This window comes from Streptococcus sp. XMC (assembly GCF_021341835.1).
Taxonomy (GTDB): domain Bacteria; phylum Bacillota; class Bacilli; order Lactobacillales; family Streptococcaceae; genus Streptococcus.
On the sequence record NZ_JAJTNQ010000004.1, the window covers coordinates 63,819 to 87,364 of the forward strand.

The window sequence follows — 23,546 nt, forward strand, 5'->3', positions numbered from 1 at the left end:
TATTTGATTATCCAAATAGTACTAACTGTCACTAAATGTTAAGAGAATGTAACAAGGAAGGGTTAATGTTACAAATTAGGGTCAGTTAGATTAAAAGAAAAGAAGGGTCATTCCTCGGGCAAAAAATGTGGTAGAATATTAAATGTATCTGTCTGGAGATAAATCTCCGATAATAAGAAAACGAGGAAATAACGTATGAAGAAAGTAAACAAAAAAGCTCTAATTGCTTCGACTGTTGCTATGGCGGTCTTGCCATTTACAACTGGTAAAGCAGAATCAAATGGAGACTGGGTTGCCCGTTCTGTAGATGAAATTCGTGCAGATATTTCAACTTCAGAAAACAAACAAACCTACACTATCAAGTATGGGGATACCCTAAGCACGATTGCGGAAGCTTTGAATGTTGACGTAACTGTTTTGGCAAACTTGAACCAAATCAGCAACATTGATTTGATTTTCCCAGGAACTGTCTTGACAACAACTGTCAATGATCAAAACCAAGTGACAGGTGTAGAAATCCAAACTCCTACAGCAGGTAATGCTGATGCAACTGTGACAACTTCTGCTGATTTGACCAACAACCAAATTAAAGTAGACAACCAAACTGTTGCAGTGGGTGATTTGACAAAACCAGTAGCAGATGAGAGCAACCAACCTGTAGAACTCCCTCAAGCACCTGCAGTTGTAGCAGCAGTGGCAGACCAAGTATCAGAAAGCTTGTCAACTCCAGAAGCACCAGCAGAAACACCTGCACCAGTAGCCCCAGTAGCAGATGAAGCACCAGCACCAGTTGTTGAAGAGGCACCTGCGCAACCTGCTGCAGCGCCAGCTGAAGTAGCGGCTCCTGTAGCAGCACCAGTTGTTGAGGAAGCACCAGTAGCTCCAGTAGCTGCACCAGCACCAGTCGTTGAAGTTCCAGCAGAACCAGAAGTTACTGCGGTTGCTTCAACACCACAATATGGTGCACCAGCACCAGTTGTTGACACGACAGCTTCAACTCCTTCAACTGCGACACCTACTTCAAATGAAGGTCTTCAACCTCAAGCGATTCGCTTCAAAGAACAAGTAATAAATGAACTTGGCTTGACTGATATCGGTGGTTACCGTCCTGGTGACCCAGAAGATCACGGTAAAGGTCTTGCAATCGACGTTATGGTTCCAGAAAGTTCAGCGATCGGTGACCAAGTAGCTCAATATGCAATCAATCATATTGAAGAAAATGGAATTTCCTACATCATTTGGAAACAACGTTTCTATGCTCCATTCGACAACATTTATGGACCAGCAAATACTTGGAATGAAATGCCAGACCGTGGAAGTGTAACAGAAAATCACTACGACCACGTACACGTGTCATTCAACCCATAATCAAGTCATAGCAAAGAGGTTGGGACAAAAGTCCCAGCCTCTTAATTGTCTTTGGATTGTCGAGCAAGACGCAGTGGTTGAGTGGGCTCTACTACGCTGATTTCATCAGCTTTTATAGCCCTACTCAACTGTGCGGAGGTGGGACGACGAAATCGAATTCTAACGAATGACCGATTTCTGTCCCACTCTCTTTTTTTGTATAAAAAATAAACCCCATTTGATCAATGGGGTTTATTGGATTAAAGGATAACATCAGATTTCTCTACTTGATAGAGAGCAAGACTCATGAATAAAACAACAACCAGAAGAAGTAAAACTCCGGGTGTCCAAGAATGGAAGATTTGTTGGCTTGACCCAAATAAGATAGGTCCAAGTGCAGCAAAGATATATCCTCCTGTTTGAGCTAGCCCAGAGAGTTGAGCCGTTTTCTCAGGAGAGCTAGACTTCATGGAGAAGGTGACCATGAGGTAAGGGAATAAGATACTCGTAAAACTTCCAATCAAGATATTCAGAATCAACCAGTAAATGAAGTTGTTTGTCTTTATTAACAGCATGGCAATTCCAGTAAAACCAGCTAAAACAGTCGTTATCAGCATGATACGTCGATTTCGTTCAGTAAGGCTGGTGGTAAGACTTGGAATGGTCATAGAGAAAGGAAGACTCATCAGGGTGAATACAGATGCTAAAATTCCGGCATTGGCTTGACTGATACCAGCTTGGGTTGCCATAGTAGGAAGCCAGGTCATCGTGGTATAGAATAAGAGAGACTGGAGACCACAGAAAAGCATGATGGCCCAAACTTTGCCATTCTTATACCAGCTAGTCTTATTTTCATGAGAAGAAGAGCTTTTTTTCAAATAATGATTGTGGCGAGCATTAGGGAGCCAGATCACAAGAGCGACCGCACAGACAACTGTCAGCACCCAGACCAAGCCTTGCCAAGAGGTAGCTTGAGTAATAGGAACAGCGACAGAAGAAGCGACTGCAGTAGACAAGCCCATTGCAGTGATATAGAGGGTAGTCAAGAAGCCAAGACGTTTTGGTTCATTGGCTTGGATCAAGCTTGGTAGAAGGACATTGATAAAGGCAATGGCAGCACCGATCAAAAGAGTTCCCACATAGAGGAGAGGGAGATTGATGGTACGTAGGGCCGATCCAATCGTCATCAGGATCAAAACTCCAAGAAAGAGTCGCTCAATTCCAAAGCGTCTCGCCCAGCTGGTAGCAAAAGGAGAGAAAATAGCGAATGTTAGGAGGGGTAAACTTGTCAAGAGGCCGAGAGAACTCACCTCGACACCAAAGCTAGCAGCAATATCTGATAAGACAGTGGAGAGGGTCGTAAATGGGGCCCGCAAGACCACTCCTAGTAAAAGGATCCCTGGAATGAGAAAACGTGAATGGTTTTGTTTCATAATGTACCTCCTTGCTCGAAAATGAACAGCATCCGTATCATTATAGCACAAGAACTTGGAGGAGGCAAAAGGAATTATCGGGGAATAAAGCCCGTAAAATAGCTGTTTCGCCTACAAATATAGGAAACAATAGAAAGATAGAGCTGAAAAATATTTTTTTAAGGTTTTAAAACTTTCATCACACATCCTTTTTATAGGAGTCTAGTTATCTCCGCTCAAACTGCGTCAACGTCCCTAAACTCGCCGATGCTCGTAAAAAAATAAGGAACGTAGTTCTCACTAGCGTTCGAACTGCATCAATGTACCTAAGCTCGTCCACGTCCCTATCAGGCTTGGTTAGATGAAATAGGTTTAGTAATAATTATATAACGCAGTGGTTGATTGGTATCTTTGTTCGCTCTTATAGCTCCAAAGATTACCTACTAATGAGGAAACGAGGTTTCCTATATCCGCAACCTCAAACAGTCTCCCAGACTGTTTGACCTGTGCGGGGGTGAGACAATTGAAAAGGTTTGGGGAACCTTTTCAACCTGAGCCAAAAAATAAGGAAGCGAAGCAATTTTAAAAAATTGTTCTGTCTCACTCCCATAAAAAAAGCCACCTGATTTGGTGGCCTTTATGGGAGATTATTATGAAAAAGTTTAGGATTTTCTATCAAACAAAGTTAGGAGGTCTTCATTTGATGGTATTAGTATAAATCGGAAAACTTAAAGAAAACTTAAGATAAGTTCCTGTAATTATAAATCAGTCTTAAGACGGATAGTTTGATTTGTAGCTGTCATTCGATCTCATTCTAGGTGAACTTGCATTATTGTCAGAATTGTGAGAAAATAGTCTTCATTAAAGGAGGGAAAGGATAGCGAGATGAGAGAGGATATCAAGATTAACGACCGTGCCCTAGCACTGGAAAAACAATTGATTGAGAAGTTAGAGCTTGTGTTTGATACCGATGTTGAATTGGACGTCTACAACCTCGGTTTGATTTACGAGTTGGACCTGGATGAGGAAGGGACTTGCAAAGTAGTCATGACCTTTACCGATACCGCTTGTGACTGTGCGGAAAGTTTGCCTATCGAAATCGTCGCCCGCCTAAAAGAAATTGACGGGATTGAGGATGTCAAGGTCGAAGTGACCTGGTCTCCAGCCTGGAAAATTACCCGGATCAGCCGTTATGGGCGTATTGCACTTGGCCTTCCACCGCGATAAATCAATAAAACTCACTTTACAAATTCGTAAAGTGAGTTTTTTCATATCTTATTGTTTACCAGACTGTTCCATATTCCAGAAGTCTGTCACGGCACCGCGTGAAGCAGAGGATACAGTGTGAGCATACTTACCGAGAACCCCACGACTATACAGTGGTGGTAGAGTTGTTTCAGCCTTCCGTTTGGCTAACTCTTCATCTGAGACATGCATGGTGATTTCTTTAGTATCTTGGTCAACTGTTACCAGATCCCCTGTATGGAGGTAGGCGATTGGACCACCAACCTGAGCTTCAGGCGCGATATGTCCAACAACGAGACCATACGTACCACCAGAGAAGCGTCCGTCTGTCAAGAGGGCTACCTTATCTCCTTGGCCTTTACCAACGATCATGGATGACAAGGACAGCATTTCCGGCATACCAGGACCACCCTTCGGACCTACGAAACGAACAACAACAACGTCGCCATCTACGATTTCATCCGAAAGAACCGCTTCAATGGCAGCTTCTTCAGAGTCAAAGACCTTAGCAGGACCCGTGATGTTACGAACCTTCACACCTGATACTTTGGCAACCGCCCCTTCTGGAGCCAAGTTCCCTTTCAAGATGATCAATGGGCCATCCGCACGTTTTGGATTTTCAAGTGGCATGATAACTTTTTGACCTGGTGTCAAATCAGCAAAGGCTTCCAAGTTCTCAGCTACTGTTTTACCAGTACATGTGATGCGATCCCCATGAAGGAAACCATTCTTAAGAAGGTATTTCATGACGGCTGGCACACCACCGACATTGTAAAGGTCTTGGAAGACGTATTGACCAGAAGGTTTCAAGTCTGCCAAGTGAGGCACACGCTCTTGGAAATCATTGAAGTCTTCAAGTGTCAAGTCAACGTTAGCTGCGTGAGCAATCGCTAGCAAGTGAAGAGTCGCATTGGTGGATCCACCTAGCGCCATGGTCACTGTAATCGCATCTTCAAAAGCTTCACGGGTCAAGATGTCAGATGGTTTCAGTCCCATTTCAAGCATTCTCACAACTGCACGACCCGCTTCTTCGATATCAGCCTTTTTATCAGCTGATTCAGCAGGGTGAGAAGAGGAACCTGGCAAGCTCATACCAAGGACCTCGATCGCTGTCGCCATGGTGTTGGCCGTATACATACCACCACAGCCACCGGGGCCAGGGCAGGCATTACATTCCAGTTGCTTCACTTCTTCAGCAGTCATATCACCATGGTTCCATTTCCCGATCCCTTCGAAAACAGAAACCAAGTCGATATCCTTGCCGTTCAGATTACCAGGAGCAATGGTACCACCATAAGCGAAGATCGCAGGGATATCCATATTGGCAATGGCAATCATCGAACCAGGCATGTTCTTGTCACAACCCCCGATGGCTACAAAGGCATCCACGTTGTGACCGCCCATAGCCGCTTCGATAGAGTCTGCTATGATATCACGAGAAGTCAAGGAGAAGCGCATCCCAGGCGTCCCCATAGCAATCCCATCCGCAACCGTAATGGTTCCGAATTGAACCGGCCAAGCTCCCGCATCTTTTACACCTTCTTTGGCCAATTTTCCAAAATCATGGAGGTGCATGTTACAAGGCGTGTTTTCAGCCCAAGTAGAGATTACCCCTACGATTGGTTTTTCAAAGTTTTCATCTGTCATCCCAGTTGCCCGAAGCATGGCCCGGTTAGGGGACTTGACCATACTGTCGTAGACACTACTGCGATGGCGTGTATCTAATTCTGTCATCTAATTCCCTCTCATCGTATTTTTTATTATTATAGCACAATTTACGGCCCAACGACAGAAGAAAATTCTTGAATTTTCAGACAATTTAACAGAGTGAAGATGGAGGACAGCAGGATGAAATAAATTATTTGAAAAAAGTTGTCAAGTAACTTTACTTTACAAAAAAGTTTTGTTATACTGTTAAAGTTGATGAAAATCAAACCTAATTGAATTTATATCTTAAAAGGAGAAAAACGAAATGGCAGTACCTGCACGTCGCACATCAAAAGCGAAGAAAAACAAACGTCGTACGCACTACAAAGTAACAGCTCCATCTGTAAACTTTGACGAAGCAACTGGAGATTACTCACGTTCACACCGTGTATCACTTAAAGGATACTACAAAGGACGTAAGATCGCTAAAGCTGCATCAGCTGAATAATAGAAGGGAGATACCATGCGCGTAAATATTACACTTGAACACAAAGAATCTGGTGAACGCTTGTACCTTACTTCTAAAAACAAACGTAACACTCCAGACCGTCTTCAATTGAAGAAATACTCACCAAAACTTCGCAAACACGTCGTGTTTACAGAGGTGAAATAGGGGTTCAATACGAATCAATACAGAAGAAAAACGCTGATTTCAAGCGTTTTTTCTTTTTGCCAAATGCGATATATTGCACTGTATTTCAATTCAAACTCTACCTTTTTCTCTACCTTTTTTCTTAAGACCTGGTTTGGAAAGTATGGGTTTCAGTTGGACTAAAAACAGGGGAATATTTTTAGTTCTGTAAGTATTAATCTATATGCTTACATATATCTTTTGGTCTCTATCCTTTAGGTGAAAATACCGATTTTATGGTATAATAAGGATAACTCTATATAAGGAGGTGTGCTATGACTCTTGATGTAAATAAAGAAGAATTAACAATTTTAGGGATTCCCTTTGATAACTTTTCGGATTTTGATACTGTCTGGTATGCTATTGGGTCATCAATGATTGAAAATTATGAACCTACTGTTCAAGATGTGATTGATTTAAAAACTTATGTTATCAACAGACGAAAGGAATTGAATATTGGTTAAAAATCAATACGAAGGATATGAGTACATTGACCCCAATCATCAATATACCTATCCAAATTCTACAGTCTTAATCAACAAACAAAATGTTACAAATATTGAAGAAGCCTATCGGAATGAGCATTTATTCGTTACTAGAAGGCTTGCAGACTTACGCTTGAAAGTCATTGAAGTCTACTCCATTAGTGATATTTTAGCCATTCATAAATATTTATTTCAAGATGTCTATGCTTGGGCGGGACAATTTCGCAAGGTGAATATCTCAAAAAATGGGAATCCTTTTATGTCAATACAATCTTTCAGTACTGCCCAAGCTTATATAAACCGCCTTATTCATACCTATTATCAAACTGCTAATTCAAAAGATGAGATTATTAAACAATTAGCAAAAATTCTTGATAATCTTAATTATTTCCATCCCTTTCGAGAAGGGAATGGACGAACTCAACGAGAAGTCATTCGTTCCTTAGCATTATCAAAAGGATACTCTGCACAAATACGTGTGGAGCAAGATGACGAGGTTTACAATCTTTATATGGACGGAACAGTCTATGGAGATTTAGGAAAGTTAGAAGAACTACTTGGTAAAATACTGGAAAAATTGTAAATTAGTCTACAAAAATACTTCTATGTTTTTAAATATCCTAAATATCACAGAAAATTATAACTTACTCAAAACTTAAAGACAAAAAGCTTCTGAAATCTAACGTTTCAGAAGCTTTCTTCTTATCATAAAACGACTGCAACTATTAATCGATACCACATTATCTTATCATGAAAATAATTCAATTTTTTCTTAGTTCAATGACTTGATCGTATCGACTTTCATAATCAATATGGTGAGCGATTTCTAACACCATCATCGGTAGTGAGAAAATCAAGTCTCGAACCATCTGGCTATTTTCTACGTCAAGAGCTGCAGTTACCTCATCTGCTAATAAAATATCCTTTTTACGAAGAAGGAAGCGAGCTAGTTCAATCCGGACTCGTTGTCCGCCTGAAATATTTTCTCCGTTATTAGTGATTACAAAATCAAGTCCATCAGTTAGTTCATGGTCGAGTTTGACCTGTCTCAAAACAGTCTCCAATTCTTGATCTGAAAACTCTTGTCCCAAACTAAGATTGTAGCGAACAGTATCATTAAAGAGGAAAGGATGCTGACTGATGATACCTACCTGACGAATAAAATAACTTGTTTTTGCTCCATCCCTTGTCCGACAAGTAATCGTCCCATCATCCGCCTTTTCTTCCCCTGTGATCATTCGAAAGAGGGTTGATTTCCCACAGCCACTTGGCCCTTTGATGAGGACTTTTTCGCCTTGTTGAATGGCTAGATTAAGATCGCGTATGATCTCTCTACCGTTATAAGATTTACTTAAATGAGAAATTTCTAGTTCTTCTACTTGTGAGATCGAATGATTGTCCGATTCACTATCATCTGCTCGATTTAAAATTCCGAAAATCTTTTCTGCCGTTGTTTTGGCTCCTTGTACTTCAACCACATCATACATGATATTTTGTATAGGACCTACCAGTTGACCAGCGGCAATATACATTGCAACCAGACTAGCCACTGAAACATGATGACCATGCATGGCAAGGAAGAACCCCAATACCAAGGGGAGTACTTGGCTAAGAAAGACCATGAAACCATTACAAAAGAAAACAATATTATGGGTAAAAGCAAACTTTTGAATGGCTCGTTGATAACGAAGATTGATATTCCAGACGCGCTGAGAATTTTCAGGCAAGGCTTGATTCATCCGCAAGGTTTGAGCCCCTCGAATACTATCAGAGATTTGGTTATGAACGGCTGTTCTTCCCTGAGACATTTCATCCCCTGAATTCTTTAGCTTATTATTCATTAAGAATTGTGGAATGGGACGTAAGATCGTGAAGAAAACAAAGATAGAACCCAATAAAACATTTTGGGCAATGATATAGATCGCCGTAATCAGCGCTCCAAATCCCCAACATGAAATAGTCATATAGCGTTCAAAAAAGTTATCTCCTAAAAATTCCATATCCTGTGTCAGCATGGTAATCTTTTCATCTTCACTATATTCCCTGTCTTCCATTAACTTATGAAACAATGCCGTTCGGATATTCATGTGAATTTCACGTCGAAAGACATTATTTGCATGATTACAAAATAACATTAGACTATACAAAGCGAAATAGACAGAAAAACCAAAGAGGGCAAATTTCCAAATAGAAGAATAGGTAAGGTTATTTTGATCTATCGATAATGCTTTGGCAACAACCAAGGGTTGCCCCAAAGCGAGACCTCCATTTGCCAGTGCCCCAATAATGGTTAGGTATTTTGTTTTTTTATCAAGATATTTAAAGATATGAATCATAAGTTTCTCCTGGAAAAAATAGAGAGGCTAGCACACCTCTCTGTAATTTAGAAACATTATTTACAATAATTGCAAATATTAGTCACATTTTCAGGTCTCTTAGGGATTTGATTATTTTTTTTGACAACCATAAATATGATCTCCTTTCTAGTCCACATCTAAAATATCTTCATATAACTTGGATAAAGCAAAAAGTGCTAGATTTTTTTTAATTCTCTCTTTCATACTTTCACATATAAAATCAGAATTTAATTTTGTAATATGCTTGGCCATTGGACAAAAGCCTGATTTACATACCAGAACAAATGGACACCCTTTACAATCATCTCTGACCATAATACTCCAGTTCTTTAATTTATTCTGGTTAATCAATCCAGTATTGATATTTCCAAAGATATTCTCTTTATTGTATAGGGCTACTGTGCAAGATTGTACAATACCTTTAACATTAAACATATAATGATTTAATCGATTTGCGTAGCAACTAAACGAATTATGAATAACTATATTTGGTGAACATAACTTGTATCCTAAGTTTAATGCTCTAATTGACAACTCATAACTTGCATCATCTTTTAATAATGTAACACAATCATCCCTAGAACGGTCACCTTGACCCCAATTTCCTATGTTATGATACATTACTAAAAATCTATCATCACCTTTAAAAAATTCGCCATCATTCAGTAAAAACAATTCCATGTGATGGTAATTTTCTTTAGAAACATTGAAACGAAGTACACAAGTGAAATTTAGAGGAGTTTCTTTCATACGATGCAAATTTTCTAAAATACGAAGATAAGACCCCTTTTTATTTTTTAAAACTCGTTGTGTATCATGACTTTCACAATCACCATCAAGAGTAATTTGAAAACTTGAAACATGATAATCAGATACTAACGCTTCAAATTTCTTACTTGTAAGTAAAAATCCATTAGTCGTTATACTAGCTGAATATATCACATCAAACTGATCACAAAGTTCTAAAAATTTTGTAGATAATCGCTGAATAGTTGCATATCCTAATAGTGGTTCTCCACCGAACCAAGAAATTCTTAAATACCTATAAACACCTGTTTTTAACTTTTCCTCTGCAAATTTTAAAATTGCTAGCTCTGTTTTTTCTGACATTCCGATATTCTCAAAATGCTCATAGCAGTATTTACATCGAAAATTACAATCACCATGTGTTAAAATTGTAAACTCTAAAACCTCATTATTAGTATCTTGAATTTGTTGTAGATATTTATCTACTTCATTCTCTTCAGAACAATACATATTCTGCTCAAGATAACTATAATAATCTCTTGCTATCTCTTTATTATGAGAGATTACTTCTTCCAATTCTTTTGTTATAAAAAAAGAATGATTATTTTTAGTATTAAAATAGACCGTACCTGAATCAAGATTATGACTTAATACATATCGTGATAATTGCATATTATCACCTCTATTTCTTTGTGAATTATTTACAAATTCATTATACATCTAAGAACAAGTCTTTGTCAACGAATACTCAAAAGATTAGAAAAGTTTAAACTTTTAATGATATTCTGAGTTTTCCTCCGTAAGTATTCATCTCATCCATTACAATAAAAAGTTACTGTTGGAAACATATAGGAGATTAGAAACTATGGTATACTAGTGATAATAAATAGTTATCGTTAGGAATTTTAATTATGTCTCAATGGAATCAGTTTTTAACAGAGATTGCTAATTCAATTATTCAAGCTCACACAACTCAAAAATCACTTTCTATATACGTCCCGTTTGAAGATTCTTTATCAAAATCTTTAGCATTTGATAAAATATCACAAGAACTATTAGAAAGAGAAATTGAAGGGAATGGAACAGGACTATATAGTGATTTCGGAGAAAACGATATTACAGACGAGTATAAACTTTCATTTACAGAAAAATTTTTCAAACCTATTTCAATATCTGTTAATAGTTCTATACCAGGGTTTGGAACAGCTGGTATAGCATTAAAATATGATTCGACTAGAATAGAGAAGAAAATATTAGATAATAGCAACAACTATAGATTAATATTTCTGATCCAGCATTGGGAGTGGTTAGGAAGTGAACTAAAATTATTCTTTATACGCCTTATTAATAATACATCCTATTATGAAAAAAAGTATAATAAATCAATCATTATTGTAGTTGGAGACACAGAGTTCAAAAGTAATGATATTAGATTTTCAAAAAAAATGGATATTCACCATTTTGAATTAAATGATTTAAAAGACATTTTAGAAAATATACAAACTTCAAATATATCTAATGATCTGGTAGATAAACTTTATCCTCTAACAAAAGGAAACTTAGAGAAAATTTACAACGTTATTTCATTAGCACCTGATGATTCTAATATTGAAAAGTTATTGGACGATTTACTAAATACGATTGAGAAAGATTTTAGAGAGAATAAAATTGATATCGACTTCATATACCAGCTGTCTGTCCTACCTGAATATTTCAACCCCTATGATGCTGAAGAATATTTTAATTTAAAAACTTTCCAAATTGAAAAAGCAATTGATATCTTAATAAAACTATTAGTTTTAATTCCTGTAAAAAATAGAATAAATTTTTATAGCTTGATATTGATTATGAAAGATAAGCTCCTATTAACAGTTGAAAAAGGACAAAAAGAAATTTATAGGCGATACTATCAGTATTTATGTGGGAAAGAGCCCTTTAATTACAGATTAAAAATAGAAATTGTGGCAAAACTTAAGGAGAGTCAAGAATATTTGTTATCACTATATTTGCTTTGGCATGAACATTTATCGAATCAAAATGAGATACTCGAAAGCGAAAAAAATAGCTTAGATAGACTTGAATTTCTTACGAAAGAGACTAAATCAATATTTTTAAAATGTATTGAATACAAATATACGGACAATGCGAACTCTCTTTATAAAGAAATCTTACCCGAAAGTTCTCTACTATCTTCAATATTATTAAAAAATGATATTAATTTTCAAGGAAATACATCACAAGATTCTTCCTTCCATTCACTTTGCGATGCTCTTTATGACAATATACTATCCGAAAGTGCCAAAGATGTCATTGTTGAACCTATTCACTATATTTCATGCATTTATATGTTACTCCCTCATTTAATAGATAAACTTAATGAAATTAATAAGTTTCAAGTTTTAAATGAAGACATTATCAATAGATTTTATACAACAAAAGATATTGAGCAAAGTGCACAATATCTTAAGAATATCTATCTAAGGAAAAGTTTTCTGTATAAAGATAATGATAGATCAATCAATGATGCAAATATAGCATTAAAATTTTTTAGAGATATTGACGATACAATTGAACAGTATTATACTCTTGGTAGCCTTCTAGGTTTATTACTTATTTCTTCCGACTATGAGCAAGCAAATCAGGTGAGACAAGAAATAGAATCATTAGCAGATAAATATGATCTCCCAATATATTGGAAATCTAAAAATAATTTTATTTTATTGGACTTTCTTTCTGGATTTGAAGGAGAATTTGATTACTGGAAATCTCAATTTGAAAAGATTCTTGCTGAATATAATTTAAATGATGTGAGTAAGCATTTAATATATACAAATCTATGTTCAATCTCTTTATATTTTTCTAAAATAGAAAACTACAAATGCTATAAAATAAAACTTGAAGAGTTAATGGAAGTTGATGATTTATCTGACATCAATGATATTTCAATAGATGACTTTTACCGCTATTTTTTTGGGTGGTTCGAATTTTGTAAATTATTGCTGGAAAACAGTCAACAACTTGCTAAAAATAAGTATATGCAATTGCAAAATTTTTATCCAATAATCTTTGAATCAGAGAAAAAAATGCTTCTTGAAAAACATCGTCGATATGGAAAAATTTTGGAATCTAGTATCAAGACAGGAAAGGAATTTTCTGAATTTCTATCACAATCTAAGTTCTCTTCAAAAGAATGGGCTTACTTTCGAAGGGGGCTTATGCTAACCGATATACAGTATACTAGTGCATTATAAACTACTTAATATTACTAGTTTGTGAACATCAGTCAGTGTAAGTCCATATTGTTCGAAGTTATAATTAAATGAACTATGTTTCGTAGTGTAAGGCATTGTTGCAACATCAAAAACGAAAAAACTTCTATCTGATTTTATCCTAAAGTCAACTCGCCCATAGGTAGTTATACCTAAATATTGGGCGAGTTTTTGTGTTGCTGCTTTTAATTTCTCACACAAAAAACTATCTTCTAAACTTTCAAAGATATAGTCATTATTATCTGACAATTCACTTGTCAAAATTTCGGAGTGAGTTGATATTTTAATTGGATCTAATATAATATAGTCTCCTCTAATATTAAAAAATGGAACTTCAACCTCAATGCCTTCAATAAATTCTTGAAGAAGAAAATCTTGAGTACCAACATTTTCCCAATCAAAATCATCTATAATGGAATCTTCCGACAAGTTGATACTTGCTGATTCCGAAATCTCTTTGCGAATATATTTTGGGGTTTCAAACACTTCTCCAAGTACCTTACCATTTTCTATACAGACCATTTTAGGTGTTGCAATATTAAACTTATTTGCAACAGCACCCCAAATAAATTTATTACGACAGAGAGATACTGTTAAAGCATTTGAGCCAGTATAATCAAGATTGAAATAATCACAAAATGACGGAATTAAAGATTTTTTTCCTTCTTTTCGGCCATCTCTAGCTAAATTATAGACTAATAAATCCTCCTTTGATAATTGAGGATAGTGTTTTAAAATATATTCTATGAAGTCTATTTCAGTATAAAAAATATTCACGCACAATCCCGTTTTTAATAGTGCTGAAGTAATCTCTTCAAATTCAGACAGCGAAAAAAACTCACTATCAGAAGCATGCTCAATTGTATAATAAGACATCCTTTTAGTTTGTTTTTGTAGATTAGCAACAAAAAATAAATTGCTTTTGGAGCACTCTTTATCAAAATTTTGCAAATAAGATTGTAACAAATGCTTCATACCATATTCCTAACGATAACTATTTATTATCACTATACAAAATGCCCAAATAAGTTTAAAATAACATGATTATTATTAAAGGAGATATTCATGGATTCTAAACTTATTTCTAATTACTTAAGTTACTGCAAAACGCATAAACGTTTAAGCACACATACAATTCGAGCTTACAAAAACGATCTTTTACAATTTTACAATTCAAACTACGATAATGTTGAATCATATATTGAATTTTTAACAAAATCAAATATAAAATCAAACACTCTACGACGAAAAATCGCAAGTTTGAAGGTTTTTTACAGCTATTTAAAATTTCAAGGTATAATTGATGAAAATCCTTTTAATCAACTACGATTTCAATTTCGGAAGGAAAAAATATTACCTAAAACCATTCCTTATGATATTTTAAAAAGTGTCTACTCAGATTCAGAACAAAAAGTTATCTATTCAAAATCTAAATATCAAAAACAAAAAGCTGAAAGAAATTTACTAATCATTTCCTTATTACTTTCAACTGGCATTCGGATTTCTGAACTTTGTCATATTCATCTTAAAGATATTAATTTTTCAAATAGAACACTTCATATTATCGGAAAAGGAAAAAAAGAACGTATCCTCTTTTTAGGAGACCAAACAACCTTTAGTTTATTGAAAAAATATATAAATAAATACTGCGTCCGACCTAATGACTATTTATTTACTGGTCAAAATCCTCTTAAAGCACTTTCAGAACAAAGTGTACGTCTAATTTTAAAGAAGCTGGTTAAGAAAAACAACTTATCTATAACTATCACGCCACATATGTTTAGACACAGCTTTGCTACAATGCTACTGGATAAAGATGTAGATATTCGTTATATACAGCAAATACTTGGACATAGCTCTATTTCTGTAACTCAGATCTATACTCATGTATCTCAATCAAAACAAAAAGAAATACTCACTCTGTGTAATCCCATATCTTCCATTCGTTCTCGACCACAAAAGTAAAATAACCATAGCTAAATCAAAGCATTTTGATGATTTCCCTCTAGAAATTTTTACTCTATTTATTTTAAAAGAACAAGTATCTAATTTCATTATTATCAACAAAAGGTAGTTCTATATTTTTGAACTACCTTTTACATATTATAAATATTTTGTGTCTTCTGTTTTATTTAGATTTTGTGATTTTCTCTAGCCAAAGATACACTTTTTTATGAACAATCTTCCAGGAGAACTTTATAAATAATTTCTTATTTTAATTTAGGAAAATAAGAACGATTCTTTACTTTTTTGCGATTTCTATTCCATAACGATCAATCATTTTAATCATGTACTGAAGATTAGAAATGTTTATCCCAAATTGATAAGAAAGACGTCTAAAGCTCTCTCCTTGCTTTCTCAATTCATATATTTGAACTTTATCTTCATAAGTTAATTTTATAATAAAATCACCCAAAGAGTTAGATTTTTTCTGTCTAACTTTTAGGGCGCAGTTCAGTTAGTTTATTTATCAAATTTTTTAAAAAAATAAAATTTTTTATAATATCTATTTTTATTAAGTGTCAAATCAATATCTTCTTCAACCTCTTTTACGGTTATATTAATATAACGAGGCAATGATAGAAGTTGTAAATTATAAAATTTTATTCCCCTGCTGTTTAGAACAAGCAAATCTAGTAAATTGCCTTCTATCCTAATTTCAACTTGAACTTCTCTTGACATTAAATTCTTAATAATCAGAAAATCTTTTTGTTGACTTCTTTTAGAATTTACGTAGACATATTTTTTTCGTTCAAAAATAATTTTTTTCAAATCTTATACCATTTCAATAATATAATCTTTTTTATTAATATAATTTTTTGTGTGGCTAACAATAATCAAAATAGAATTTTTGAATCTATCTCTAAACATTTTATCAATTTTTCTAGAATTCACCTCATCTATATGAGCATACGGTTCATCTAATATTACAATTTCGGAATCCTCTTTTAGGTATTCTCTAGCTAATGCTAATCTAGCAATTTGGCCTTTTGAAAGTGTTTTTTCAGTAACTATTAGATTTAATAGATCCTTATTATGAAACTCATCAAACAATCCGAATTGTTGAAGCGTATCTACCAGCTCTTCATCTGGTATCTGATGCGAATATGATAGATTATCTCTTATTGTTTTATTTACTAGTATTTGCTGTTGACTTTGATAATAGGCCAGTTTACTATATAGGGTTTTCCCATTCTTAAAAGTTAAATGAATTTGCCCAGTGTTAAATTTAACTAAACCTAAAATAGAATTTAATAACGTTGTTTTACCAATACCAGAACTACCTGTTAATTGGTATACTTCACCTTCATAAAAATTTAGATTACTTATTATTTTTTTATTAAACGGATTTAAATAATTAATTATTTCAATTTGAGTATTTTTCCCAAATTTTACAAATACACAATTATTCGAATTCGATTCTAAATCAGAGAATGTATTAAGATATTCTACCATAATCTCTTTGCTTCGCTTTATACTAGTTAGGTCATCTGATATTGCTAATAAAGGAGCTAGTAATTGAGCACAGTACATGATATATAGAGTAACCGAAGACATCTGTGTCACACCTCTTTTTATATCATTCATAATAATAAATAACAATGATATAGAAATTAAAATAAATAATAATTGGTTACCAATCTGGCTAAATATACTTATCTTTAAAGTATTTACTGATATTTTAAAAATTTCTTGAATTGATATTTTTAAATCTTTAAATTCTTTATCAATGGTATTGTTAATTTTTATTAATCCTAACCTTCCAAGGACATCAGAAAGTTGCTGATTTGTTGTTGACAAAAAATTTTGAAATCTGATTTGAATTTTAGATAAGATTTTTCCGGATAAAATTGAATAAGTAACTACTACCAATATACCTATGATTATAAATAACGTAATTTTTAAATTTAGATAAAACAATATGATTATACTTAAACTTAATTGAAGGGTATTTATTATTAAAGTTGGAATCTGTCTCGAAATTAACTCAGAAAAAAAACCGGGATTATATATCACTCTACTTGCCCAAGTAGTAGTTTCAAGATTAAATATTTCCGAATTTAAAAGAGATAATACACTTTCTTTTCGTAGAGATAAGATCGTATATTCTCCTATTTTTCCGAGTATATATAAAGAAAAATACATAATTGCATTTTGTATTAAAAAAAGTAGTGCAAGAGGAACAATTCTATTATAGTTAAATTCTTTAAAGTTTTGGAATAATAGATTAATCTGAGCTGGCAATAATAGTCCTACAATAGCTGAGACTGAAGCTAGTACTACACCTATTCCCCATAGTACTCTTTCTTTAAAACTTATATAAAAATGTATTTTTTTTAATAAATCTACGATAGTCATAGTGTACCTCTAATATATTATGTTAGCTAACATTAAATTAAAAGATAGGTGCACCTTTTTTTATTAGAAAGATGCACCTATTTTATAGAAGTTAGTATTTAATGTAAATATCCTATAATCGGGATACGTTTTTAAGATAAATTAGATATGTACTTTCTTCCATTATGATTTCTTTTTACCATTTGAATAGTAGGTTACCTGGGTATAAACACCCCAAAACCATTGAGTTGTCAATTTTTTAAATAATCTAATCATTTTTCATCACCTCCTCCTAATAAAGCAAAAAAAATATTACGATTTCTTTCTACCATTTGAATAGTAGGTTACCTGGGTATAAACACCCCAGAACCATTGAGTCGTTAATTTTTTAAATAATTTTAGCATGATTTTTCACCTCCTTTCAATATATATTTCATCAGAATTGTCCTTGCTTAACTTTTCTAAAAGTTTTGTAAAGAATTGCAATAAATCCACCTAGTAATAATTCTTGTAAAAAGAATCCAAAATAAGTACCAAATTGTAAATTTCTATTAAATGTAAACACTGAGGTTTCGGATTGAATAGTATTTTGTTCAATAATCGTCATAGGGGTAACACTAAAAATTGCAAACATCATCAATGCGTGTATAATTCCAAAACTAATCAAGATTAACCAAGTATGTTTATTTTTAACTGCAATATTACCGGAAATAAAAGCCAATAATATTGACGGAATAATTTGAACAAATAACATAAATTGAAAAATACTAAAATGTTCTAACATGAAAAAACATATTGAAAATTCTACAATTAGTAACGCAATAAACACTATTTCTTTGTTTGTAAGTTTCATTTTATCTCCTTTAAATAAAATCTAATACAATATTCCATAAAGCATGAATTGTTGTTGAGAGAAGAATATTTCCGGTTTTATCTCTAATGACAAATAAAACAATAGACAGCGGGAGCCTGTATAATAAATTGTCTAATATACTTTCCTCCATATGCCCTAAATAGCTAAATATTATACCTTGAAGTAAACATATAATAAAAAAATTTCTAAATAATATCTTAAGTATTTCAGGAACCAGCAATCTATAAACGAATTCTTCTTCCCAGGCAATTAAAAAATTTAATACAATAAATAAAAATATGTAAATGGCTGAAATATATTTTTCTGTAAATAGAAATACATATATAGTTATTAAAATAACTGAAATAATAAGAATACTGACTTGTTTAAAAGAGAATATTTGCTTGGTTTTAATACGAATTAAACCTGTTTTATTTAGCTCCCACCATAGAAATAATGCTGTCATTGCAAATATTATTCGTTCACCGAACATCATTTTTAGCATTCCTGCATTTCCTAATAACAGAGCTACGAGAGCATCTCCTAAAATAAGAGATAAGAGTGGAAAAATTGCTGTGGCGATTAATATAACAACAACTTCATGTTTATGTAGATTACAATTCTCCATTATTTCAAACCTTCAATAACATTTTTATTTGCTGCAACCATTGCAGGAATGATACTAAATACAACTCCAAATACACTAGTTGTAAACAATGTGATTAAAATGTGATTCAAAGTTAATGTCGCAACAAAACCACTTATATTCATTAAAATAACAAATATTTCAGCTATTAGGATTCCTGACATACCTCCTATTATGGATAAAAATGTACCCTCTATCATATACGATAGGTAGATATCAGATTTTTTTGCACCTAGAGCACGACGAATTGCTATTTCCTTACTACGCTCACTTACGGAAGATAACAAAGCATTCATGACTCCAAAACCAGCAACAAATATTGAAATACTTGAAAGAAATGCAATAAAATTAAGTATAGTGTTAGCTTGAGCTTTAGTTTCTTCATAAACACGTTTGTTATCGATATATGAATAAGTTCCTTCACGATGATATGTTCCATGAATATCTAAAATTGACAAAGCTTTATTAATATTCTCTATTTTGTTAGTTGATATCACCAGCTCATCAAAATATTCCTTATATCCTAACAGTAAACGCTTTGTATCCTCAGTAACTATTAAAGAAGGTAATCTTTCGTTAACAGCTGATCCATAAAAAATTGACTGAATAGTGTAATCTTTGCCAGATATATTAATAGTTTTTCCTAAGAAATTCTCAATGTTTCCCTTTCGAGTCAATAACATTAGAGCTTTATCGCTAATAGCAATCCCGTTATTTAGGTTCTTTATTGATTTCCCTTTTAACAAGGATGGTACATTTAATCCATTTTTATTCAAATCATCTAATGTACGAAAACTGAGATATTGTTTTGTTTTATTAAAATATGTTTCAGCATACAAACCATAGGAACTAGCAGATAGCCTCACATCTTTCCCGATAGAATTCTCAACTATTCTTTTATCTTCCTTGGAAAAACCACCTCTAGTCAAGATATTTTTGGGAGTATAAGTTATTGTTACAGAATCTTCCTCAATGTGTAAGTCATCACCTAATGTAGAAGTGGTATAAGAAGAACTTGACAAAATAACCAGCACCACAAATGTTGCTACGGCAATCGCTAGGGAAGTGAGAATACTCTGTCGTTTATTTCTCAATAACAGTTTTAAAGTATCTATCAAAATTTTTTTAAACTTCATTTAATTTCAATCCTTCCAGCGTTAAATGACCGTTTCTCATTTTATACCTAGTTTTACTGCAATTTGCAACAAACTCATCATGAGTAACAATGATAATTGTAGTACCAGAATTGTTTAAATTTTGTAGAATTTGTAAAATCTCGTCCCTACTTTCTTCGTCTAATGCTCCTGTAGGTTCATCTGCTATAAGAAATTTTGGCTTATGAGCAAGAGCTCTGATTAGAGCAACTCGCTGTTTTTGTCCCCCTGATAAATTATTTGGATATTCATTAAGTTTGTCTACAAGGCCCAAGTCTTCAACTAAACTCTCAATGTATTTTAAATTTGCCTTCTTCTCTGAGTAGAGGAATGATAATAAAATATTTTCTCTAACCGTGTACTCATCAATTAGATGAAATTGTTGAAATACAAAACCAATATCATTGTTACGGAGTGTAGCATGCTGATCCTCATTTAAACTTTTTATAATTTCTCCGTTAAGTTTGTACTCTCCGCGAAATTCAGAATCGAGTAATCCTAAAATATTGATTAATGTGGATTTACCAGATCCAGATGGACCCATTATAGATATAAAATCTCCTTGTTTAACTATTAAATTTATATTTTTTAAAACACTATTTTTAAATTCTCCTTGATTAAAACTTTTACATATATTTTTTAATTCCAACATAGAATACTCCATTTTATCTTATCAATTATATAAAAGTCCAAAAAATTGAAATAACTAGTAATAACATATTTTATCTCCTTTGTTTTTTAATTTACGAATATTATACTTATAAAAAACATATATAAAAAGGCCAAAAATGTCACTAATTTTAAATAGAATTCTTTATATAAACACATTATTATTAAAAAAATCCCGAATCAGCTTTAACTTTAGCTAATTCGGGATTTTGCCATGACATTTTTGTCACTTTCCTTACTCAGTTTTTATTTTTAAAGTAATTTTGAAGATCACTTTGCCATTGTTTTTCTATCTGTTCTATAAGATAGCTATTATTAATCATTTTTGCAAATATTTTTGCTTCTTGAAAAAAATTTTCGGCCATTTGATAATTTTGTTTTGAAAATAGCGCATAGCGCCATTCCCATATACGAATAATAGGTTTTTTCTGATAGTCGTAGGTTTTAGATGTTAAATCATTCAATTCTTGAAGAATTTTTTCAAATCGAGTATAATCACTCATTTTTTCAAATATTCCAAGTAATAAAAGTAAGGAATCTCTAACAATAAATACATAATCAAGATCGAACTTATCTAATTGTTGTAAAATATTGTTAGCTATTATTGTACATTTATGTTTTTCTTTCTCATCTAGTATTGTATTGGGATGAACTAATCTTAATAAAAATAATTTTATGATTAAAAGCTCATTTACTTCGTATTCGGTTTTAAGAAGAATTTGAGTAAAGTAATCTTGTAAAATCATTTCTAAATTACTATCATCATTTTGTAGGCCAAAGTCATCATATGCTTGTAAAATATCGATAATGATCCTTTCTTCTTCAGGCAAATCATTGTAATACTCGTCAAAAATCTTATCAAAAATTTTTTCTTTTTCTTTAGCAATGTTCTCATCTTCATATGTGGGGGTTCTCATCAAGTAATATTTTAACTGCAAATAATCTTTTTCTAACTCTACGTAATCTGGCATTAATTTAAAATCTTCTATTCCTAACCGATTCGCAATATATTTCAATTTTGTTAATGTAGGTCTTGACTCACCTCTTTCAATCCTAATTAATTGACGGACACTTAATTCAGATTCATCTCCACAGAATTCCTGACGACTTATTTTTTGAGCTAATCGCATCCTTTCAATTCTTTTGCCAAAATCCAGCAACTAGTTTTAACCTCCTAAGTTATTTACTTATATTATAGCATTTATTGAATAATATTAAAAAATTTTATTTTATGAATATAGATATGGATACTGTCAATAATTTTGTGTGAAAAATCATTCTACGATGAAAGTGTTGCTACAACAGTTAGTGAAATTAAAGAAGCGTTAAAATAGAAAAAACTAGGTAATCAAAATACTGGTAATAAGAAGGGTTCTACTGAAAGTGTAGAACTCTTTTTATATTACTTGTTAAATGGTTGTAATTGGAATTTTCTTAAGTTGAACTTGTAAAATAGAAGTGTATACATTTTTAATCTATAGTCGTAGAGATTTAGTAAAACTATAGCCAAATATAGATCTTTTTCTAAAATTTACTAATGTCTGTTATAATGGACATTATTTGAAATTTCCATTATAACAGACATTGATACAGTTTTGTAACATTATTTTGGTATAGTAATATTATAAAAGGAGGCGAGAAACATGAGAAAAATTGTTTGCATATTATTGTTGTCATTATCAATAATTACACTAATTGCTTGCACTAAAAATAAGCAACAATCTCTGGATGGCGAATACTATTGGATATCAAGTGAAAGAAATGAATTGGCATTTACTATTAAAGGAGATAATGCTTCCATAGAGCATGGAGAAGCCGACAGCTTTACCATTAACAAGCAAAAGAATACGATCGAATTAACTGGACAAAATATTGCAAGTCGAACAGAAGAGTATTCATTTAAAGATGGGGTCTTTTCTGTTGATATTAGTGGAGTTAAGCACGACTACTATTTAAAAGGTAGCGAAGCATATAAAAACGCTCTAAAACAATATGGATATAAATAACATTATTCACACCTATTTTACCGAATAGGTGTTTTTTTGTGCTAAATAGATTCCTTCAAAAAACTTTTAAGCTTATTATTAACCGAAAGTCAAATCTATTTTTTGTTCAAATTTTGGTCAAAGAAACAAAATATACCATCCTATTTTAAAAAACCGAATTGTGATGATTGCCGATAAACAAACACTTTGATTTTTCTTTTTATTTCTTTATTCTTCTTATCATGCAAGATTCAGAGAATAAAGCTAGTTGCAGCCACTGCTCCAACACTAATTAAGGCTTTAGTTTTGACTTTATTTAACATCTTAGACCTTCTTTCTAAAAAACTAGGTCAAGAATAACAAAAAAGATTTGTAAGTTTTATCACATCACAACGAAAGGTAATTCCTACATTTCTGGCGCAAAATCGTACAGTTCAGAGAAAAAATTAAAACCAGCTGTCCTTGGGGTATAATAGACTTATTGGAAAAAATAAAGTGCCATACTGTACTATGCTATACTATAGTTAAGAAAACTATTTACGAAAAACCATGCAACTAACTCCTGAGAACTTTAAATTATTTATTAGTGTCAAAAAGGATACCTTCCCAACAAAGATATCCTGTCTAGATACAACTTATAAATCCAAACACTGTAAAGGAGGAGGCACAAAAACTTTAAGTCTAGAAAAACAGTTAATTTT

The 23,546-nt window shown here is 33.0% G+C and carries 21 protein-coding genes and 2 pseudogenes; 9 read left to right on the forward strand and 14 right to left on the reverse strand.

Annotated features, from left to right (window positions below; genetic code table 11):
- Nucleotides 1–195: 195 nt before the first annotated feature.
- Nucleotides 196–1,368 carry a LysM peptidoglycan-binding domain-containing protein gene (locus LXO72_RS07900; RefSeq protein WP_233332029.1) on the forward strand — a complete coding sequence of 391 codons (1,173 nt, stop codon included), beginning with the start codon at nt 196–198 and terminating at the stop codon, nt 1,366–1,368.
- Between the two features lie 239 nt (nt 1,369–1,607).
- Here LXO72_RS07900 and LXO72_RS07905 read toward each other — a convergent pair whose 3' ends face one another.
- A complete protein-coding gene (locus LXO72_RS07905; RefSeq protein WP_233332030.1) occupies nt 1,608–2,780 on the reverse strand; it encodes a CynX/NimT family MFS transporter in 1,173 nt (390 codons plus the stop codon).
- 864 nt (nt 2,781–3,644) lie between these two features.
- Between LXO72_RS07905 and LXO72_RS07910 the strand changes: the two genes are divergently transcribed.
- Nucleotides 3,645–3,986, forward strand: a complete 342-nt coding sequence (locus LXO72_RS07910) for a metal-sulfur cluster assembly factor (RefSeq protein WP_006595245.1) — start codon at nt 3,645–3,647, stop codon at nt 3,984–3,986.
- A gap of 48 nt (nt 3,987–4,034) precedes the next feature.
- On the opposite strand, the gene ilvD is transcribed toward LXO72_RS07910, so the two are convergent.
- On the reverse strand, nt 4,035–5,738 hold the full coding sequence (ilvD, locus tag LXO72_RS07915) for a dihydroxy-acid dehydratase (protein ID WP_129822763.1): 1,704 nt from the start codon (nt 5,736–5,738) through the stop codon (nt 4,035–4,037).
- Between the two features lie 238 nt (nt 5,739–5,976).
- Between ilvD and rpmF the strand changes: the two genes are divergently transcribed.
- The 4 genes from rpmF (at nt 5,977) to LXO72_RS07935 (ending at nt 7,410) form a co-directional block, all read left to right on the forward strand.
- Nucleotides 5,977–6,159, forward strand: a complete 183-nt coding sequence (gene rpmF, locus LXO72_RS07920) for a 50S ribosomal protein L32 (protein ID WP_003009516.1) — start codon at nt 5,977–5,979, stop codon at nt 6,157–6,159.
- Nucleotides 6,160–6,174: 15 nt separating this feature from the next.
- Nucleotides 6,175–6,324, forward strand: a complete 150-nt coding sequence (rpmG, locus tag LXO72_RS07925) for a 50S ribosomal protein L33 (RefSeq protein ID WP_001265622.1) — start codon at nt 6,175–6,177, stop codon at nt 6,322–6,324.
- A 293-nt stretch (nt 6,325–6,617) separates the two neighbouring features.
- Nucleotides 6,618–6,806: a hypothetical protein gene (locus LXO72_RS07930; protein WP_014713950.1), complete on the forward strand. Its 189-nt coding sequence runs from the start codon at nt 6,618–6,620 to the stop codon at nt 6,804–6,806.
- On the forward strand, nt 6,799–7,410 hold the full coding sequence (locus LXO72_RS07935) for a Fic/DOC family protein (protein ID WP_123159719.1): 612 nt from the start codon (nt 6,799–6,801) through the stop codon (nt 7,408–7,410). The genes LXO72_RS07930 and LXO72_RS07935 overlap by 8 nt, the downstream gene beginning before the upstream one ends.
- 178 nt (nt 7,411–7,588) lie before the next feature.
- Here the strand turns inward: LXO72_RS07935 and LXO72_RS07940 are convergent, their stop codons facing one another.
- Complete coding sequence (locus tag LXO72_RS07940) at nt 7,589–9,163, reverse strand: ATP-binding cassette domain-containing protein (RefSeq protein ID WP_233332031.1); 1,575 nt, start codon at nt 9,161–9,163, stop codon at nt 7,589–7,591.
- Between the two features lie 147 nt (nt 9,164–9,310).
- Nucleotides 9,311–10,603: a radical SAM/SPASM domain-containing protein gene (locus tag LXO72_RS07945; RefSeq protein ID WP_233332032.1), complete on the reverse strand. Its 1,293-nt coding sequence runs from the start codon at nt 10,601–10,603 to the stop codon at nt 9,311–9,313.
- 239 nt (nt 10,604–10,842) lie between these two features.
- Between LXO72_RS07945 and LXO72_RS07950 the strand changes: the two genes are divergently transcribed.
- The gene (locus tag LXO72_RS07950) at nt 10,843–13,182 is read left to right on the forward strand and encodes a DNA repair protein (RefSeq protein ID WP_233332033.1); all 2,340 of its coding nucleotides are present in this window, start codon (nt 10,843–10,845) and stop codon (nt 13,180–13,182) included.
- Here LXO72_RS07950 and LXO72_RS07955 read toward each other — a convergent pair.
- Nucleotides 13,177–14,175 carry a D-alanine--D-alanine ligase gene (locus tag LXO72_RS07955; protein WP_233332034.1) on the reverse strand — a complete coding sequence of 333 codons (999 nt, stop codon included), beginning with the start codon at nt 14,173–14,175 and terminating at the stop codon, nt 13,177–13,179. The two genes, LXO72_RS07950 and LXO72_RS07955, sit on opposite strands and share 6 nt — an antisense overlap.
- A gap of 90 nt (nt 14,176–14,265) precedes the next feature.
- Between LXO72_RS07955 and LXO72_RS07960 the strand changes: the two genes are divergently transcribed.
- Nucleotides 14,266–15,165, forward strand: a complete 900-nt coding sequence (locus LXO72_RS07960) for a tyrosine-type recombinase/integrase (RefSeq protein WP_070659336.1) — start codon at nt 14,266–14,268, stop codon at nt 15,163–15,165.
- A gap of 248 nt (nt 15,166–15,413) precedes the next feature.
- Here the strand turns inward: LXO72_RS07960 and LXO72_RS07965 are convergent.
- The 8 genes and pseudogenes from LXO72_RS07965 to LXO72_RS08000 all read right to left on the reverse strand — a co-directional run.
- A pseudogene (locus LXO72_RS07965) lies at nt 15,414–15,601 on the reverse strand (IS3 family transposase); the annotation flags it as partial.
- A 62-nt stretch (nt 15,602–15,663) separates the two neighbouring features.
- The gene (locus tag LXO72_RS07970; protein ID WP_070659338.1) at nt 15,664–15,972 is read right to left on the reverse strand and encodes a hypothetical protein; all 309 of its coding nucleotides are present in this window, start codon (nt 15,970–15,972) and stop codon (nt 15,664–15,666) included.
- A 3-nt stretch (nt 15,973–15,975) separates the two neighbouring features.
- Nucleotides 15,976–17,559 carry an ATP-binding cassette domain-containing protein gene (locus LXO72_RS07975; RefSeq protein ID WP_233332035.1) on the reverse strand — a complete coding sequence of 528 codons (1,584 nt, stop codon included), beginning with the start codon at nt 17,557–17,559 and terminating at the stop codon, nt 15,976–15,978.
- Nucleotides 17,560–17,974: 415 nt separating this feature from the next.
- A complete protein-coding gene (locus LXO72_RS07980; RefSeq protein ID WP_233332036.1) occupies nt 17,975–18,391 on the reverse strand; it encodes a hypothetical protein in 417 nt (138 codons plus the stop codon).
- Between the two features lie 10 nt (nt 18,392–18,401).
- Nucleotides 18,402–19,019: a CPBP family intramembrane glutamic endopeptidase gene (locus tag LXO72_RS07985; protein WP_070659343.1), complete on the reverse strand. Its 618-nt coding sequence runs from the start codon at nt 19,017–19,019 to the stop codon at nt 18,402–18,404.
- Nucleotides 19,019–20,173, reverse strand: coding sequence for an ABC transporter permease (locus tag LXO72_RS07990; RefSeq protein WP_070659344.1), 1,155 nt, complete (start codon nt 20,171–20,173; stop codon nt 19,019–19,021). Before LXO72_RS07990 ends, LXO72_RS07985 begins: the two co-directional genes overlap by 1 nt.
- On the reverse strand, nt 20,163–20,843 hold the full coding sequence (locus LXO72_RS07995) for an ABC transporter ATP-binding protein (RefSeq protein WP_233332037.1): 681 nt from the start codon (nt 20,841–20,843) through the stop codon (nt 20,163–20,165). The genes LXO72_RS07990 and LXO72_RS07995 overlap by 11 nt, the downstream gene beginning before the upstream one ends.
- Nucleotides 20,844–21,099: 256 nt before the next feature.
- Nucleotides 21,100–22,020, reverse strand: a complete 921-nt coding sequence (locus LXO72_RS08000; protein WP_233332038.1) for a helix-turn-helix domain-containing protein — start codon at nt 22,018–22,020, stop codon at nt 21,100–21,102.
- 483 nt (nt 22,021–22,503) lie between these two features.
- On the opposite strand from LXO72_RS08000, the gene LXO72_RS08005 reads away from it, so the two are divergent.
- Complete coding sequence (locus LXO72_RS08005; RefSeq protein WP_233332039.1) at nt 22,504–22,866, forward strand: hypothetical protein; 363 nt, start codon at nt 22,504–22,506, stop codon at nt 22,864–22,866.
- A 233-nt stretch (nt 22,867–23,099) separates the two neighbouring features.
- On the opposite strand, the pseudogene LXO72_RS08010 reads toward LXO72_RS08005, so the two are convergent.
- Nucleotides 23,100–23,168 (reverse strand): annotated as a pseudogene (locus tag LXO72_RS08010) (peptidylprolyl isomerase); the annotation flags it as partial.
- Nucleotides 23,169–23,546: the final 378 nt, after the last annotated feature.

Bases quoted from the DNA above. Each gene is read 5' to 3' on its own strand.
- LXO72_RS07900 (WP_233332029.1), top strand. From the start codon at position 196: ATGAAGAAAGTAAACAAAAAAGCTCTAATTGCTTCGACTGTTGCTATG.
- LXO72_RS07905 (WP_233332030.1), bottom strand. From the start codon at position 2,780: ATGAAACAAAACCATTCACGTTTTCTCATTCCAGGGATCCTTTTACTA.
- LXO72_RS07910 (WP_006595245.1), top strand. From the start codon at position 3,645: ATGAGAGAGGATATCAAGATTAACGACCGTGCCCTAGCACTGGAAAAA.
- ilvD (WP_129822763.1), bottom strand. From the start codon at position 5,738: ATGACAGAATTAGATACACGCCATCGCAGTAGTGTCTACGACAGTATG.
- rpmF (WP_003009516.1), top strand. From the start codon at position 5,977: ATGGCAGTACCTGCACGTCGCACATCAAAAGCGAAGAAAAACAAACGT.
- rpmG (WP_001265622.1), top strand. From the start codon at position 6,175: ATGCGCGTAAATATTACACTTGAACACAAAGAATCTGGTGAACGCTTG.
- LXO72_RS07930 (WP_014713950.1), top strand. From the start codon at position 6,618: ATGACTCTTGATGTAAATAAAGAAGAATTAACAATTTTAGGGATTCCC.
- LXO72_RS07940 (WP_233332031.1), bottom strand. From the start codon at position 9,163: ATGATTCATATCTTTAAATATCTTGATAAAAAAACAAAATACCTAACC.
- LXO72_RS07945 (WP_233332032.1), bottom strand. From the start codon at position 10,603: ATGCAATTATCACGATATGTATTAAGTCATAATCTTGATTCAGGTACG.
- LXO72_RS07950 (WP_233332033.1), top strand. From the start codon at position 10,843: ATGTCTCAATGGAATCAGTTTTTAACAGAGATTGCTAATTCAATTATT.
- LXO72_RS07955 (WP_233332034.1), bottom strand. From the start codon at position 14,175: ATGAAGCATTTGTTACAATCTTATTTGCAAAATTTTGATAAAGAGTGC.
- LXO72_RS07960 (WP_070659336.1), top strand. From the start codon at position 14,266: ATGGATTCTAAACTTATTTCTAATTACTTAAGTTACTGCAAAACGCAT.
- LXO72_RS07975 (WP_233332035.1), bottom strand. From the start codon at position 17,559: ATGACTATCGTAGATTTATTAAAAAAAATACATTTTTATATAAGTTTT.
- LXO72_RS07980 (WP_233332036.1), bottom strand. From the start codon at position 18,391: ATGAAACTTACAAACAAAGAAATAGTGTTTATTGCGTTACTAATTGTA.
- LXO72_RS07985 (WP_070659343.1), bottom strand. From the start codon at position 19,019: ATGGAGAATTGTAATCTACATAAACATGAAGTTGTTGTTATATTAATC.
- LXO72_RS07990 (WP_070659344.1), bottom strand. From the start codon at position 20,173: ATGAAGTTTAAAAAAATTTTGATAGATACTTTAAAACTGTTATTGAGA.
- LXO72_RS07995 (WP_233332037.1), bottom strand. From the start codon at position 20,843: ATGTTGGAATTAAAAAATATATGTAAAAGTTTTAATCAAGGAGAATTT.
- LXO72_RS08005 (WP_233332039.1), top strand. From the start codon at position 22,504: ATGAGAAAAATTGTTTGCATATTATTGTTGTCATTATCAATAATTACA.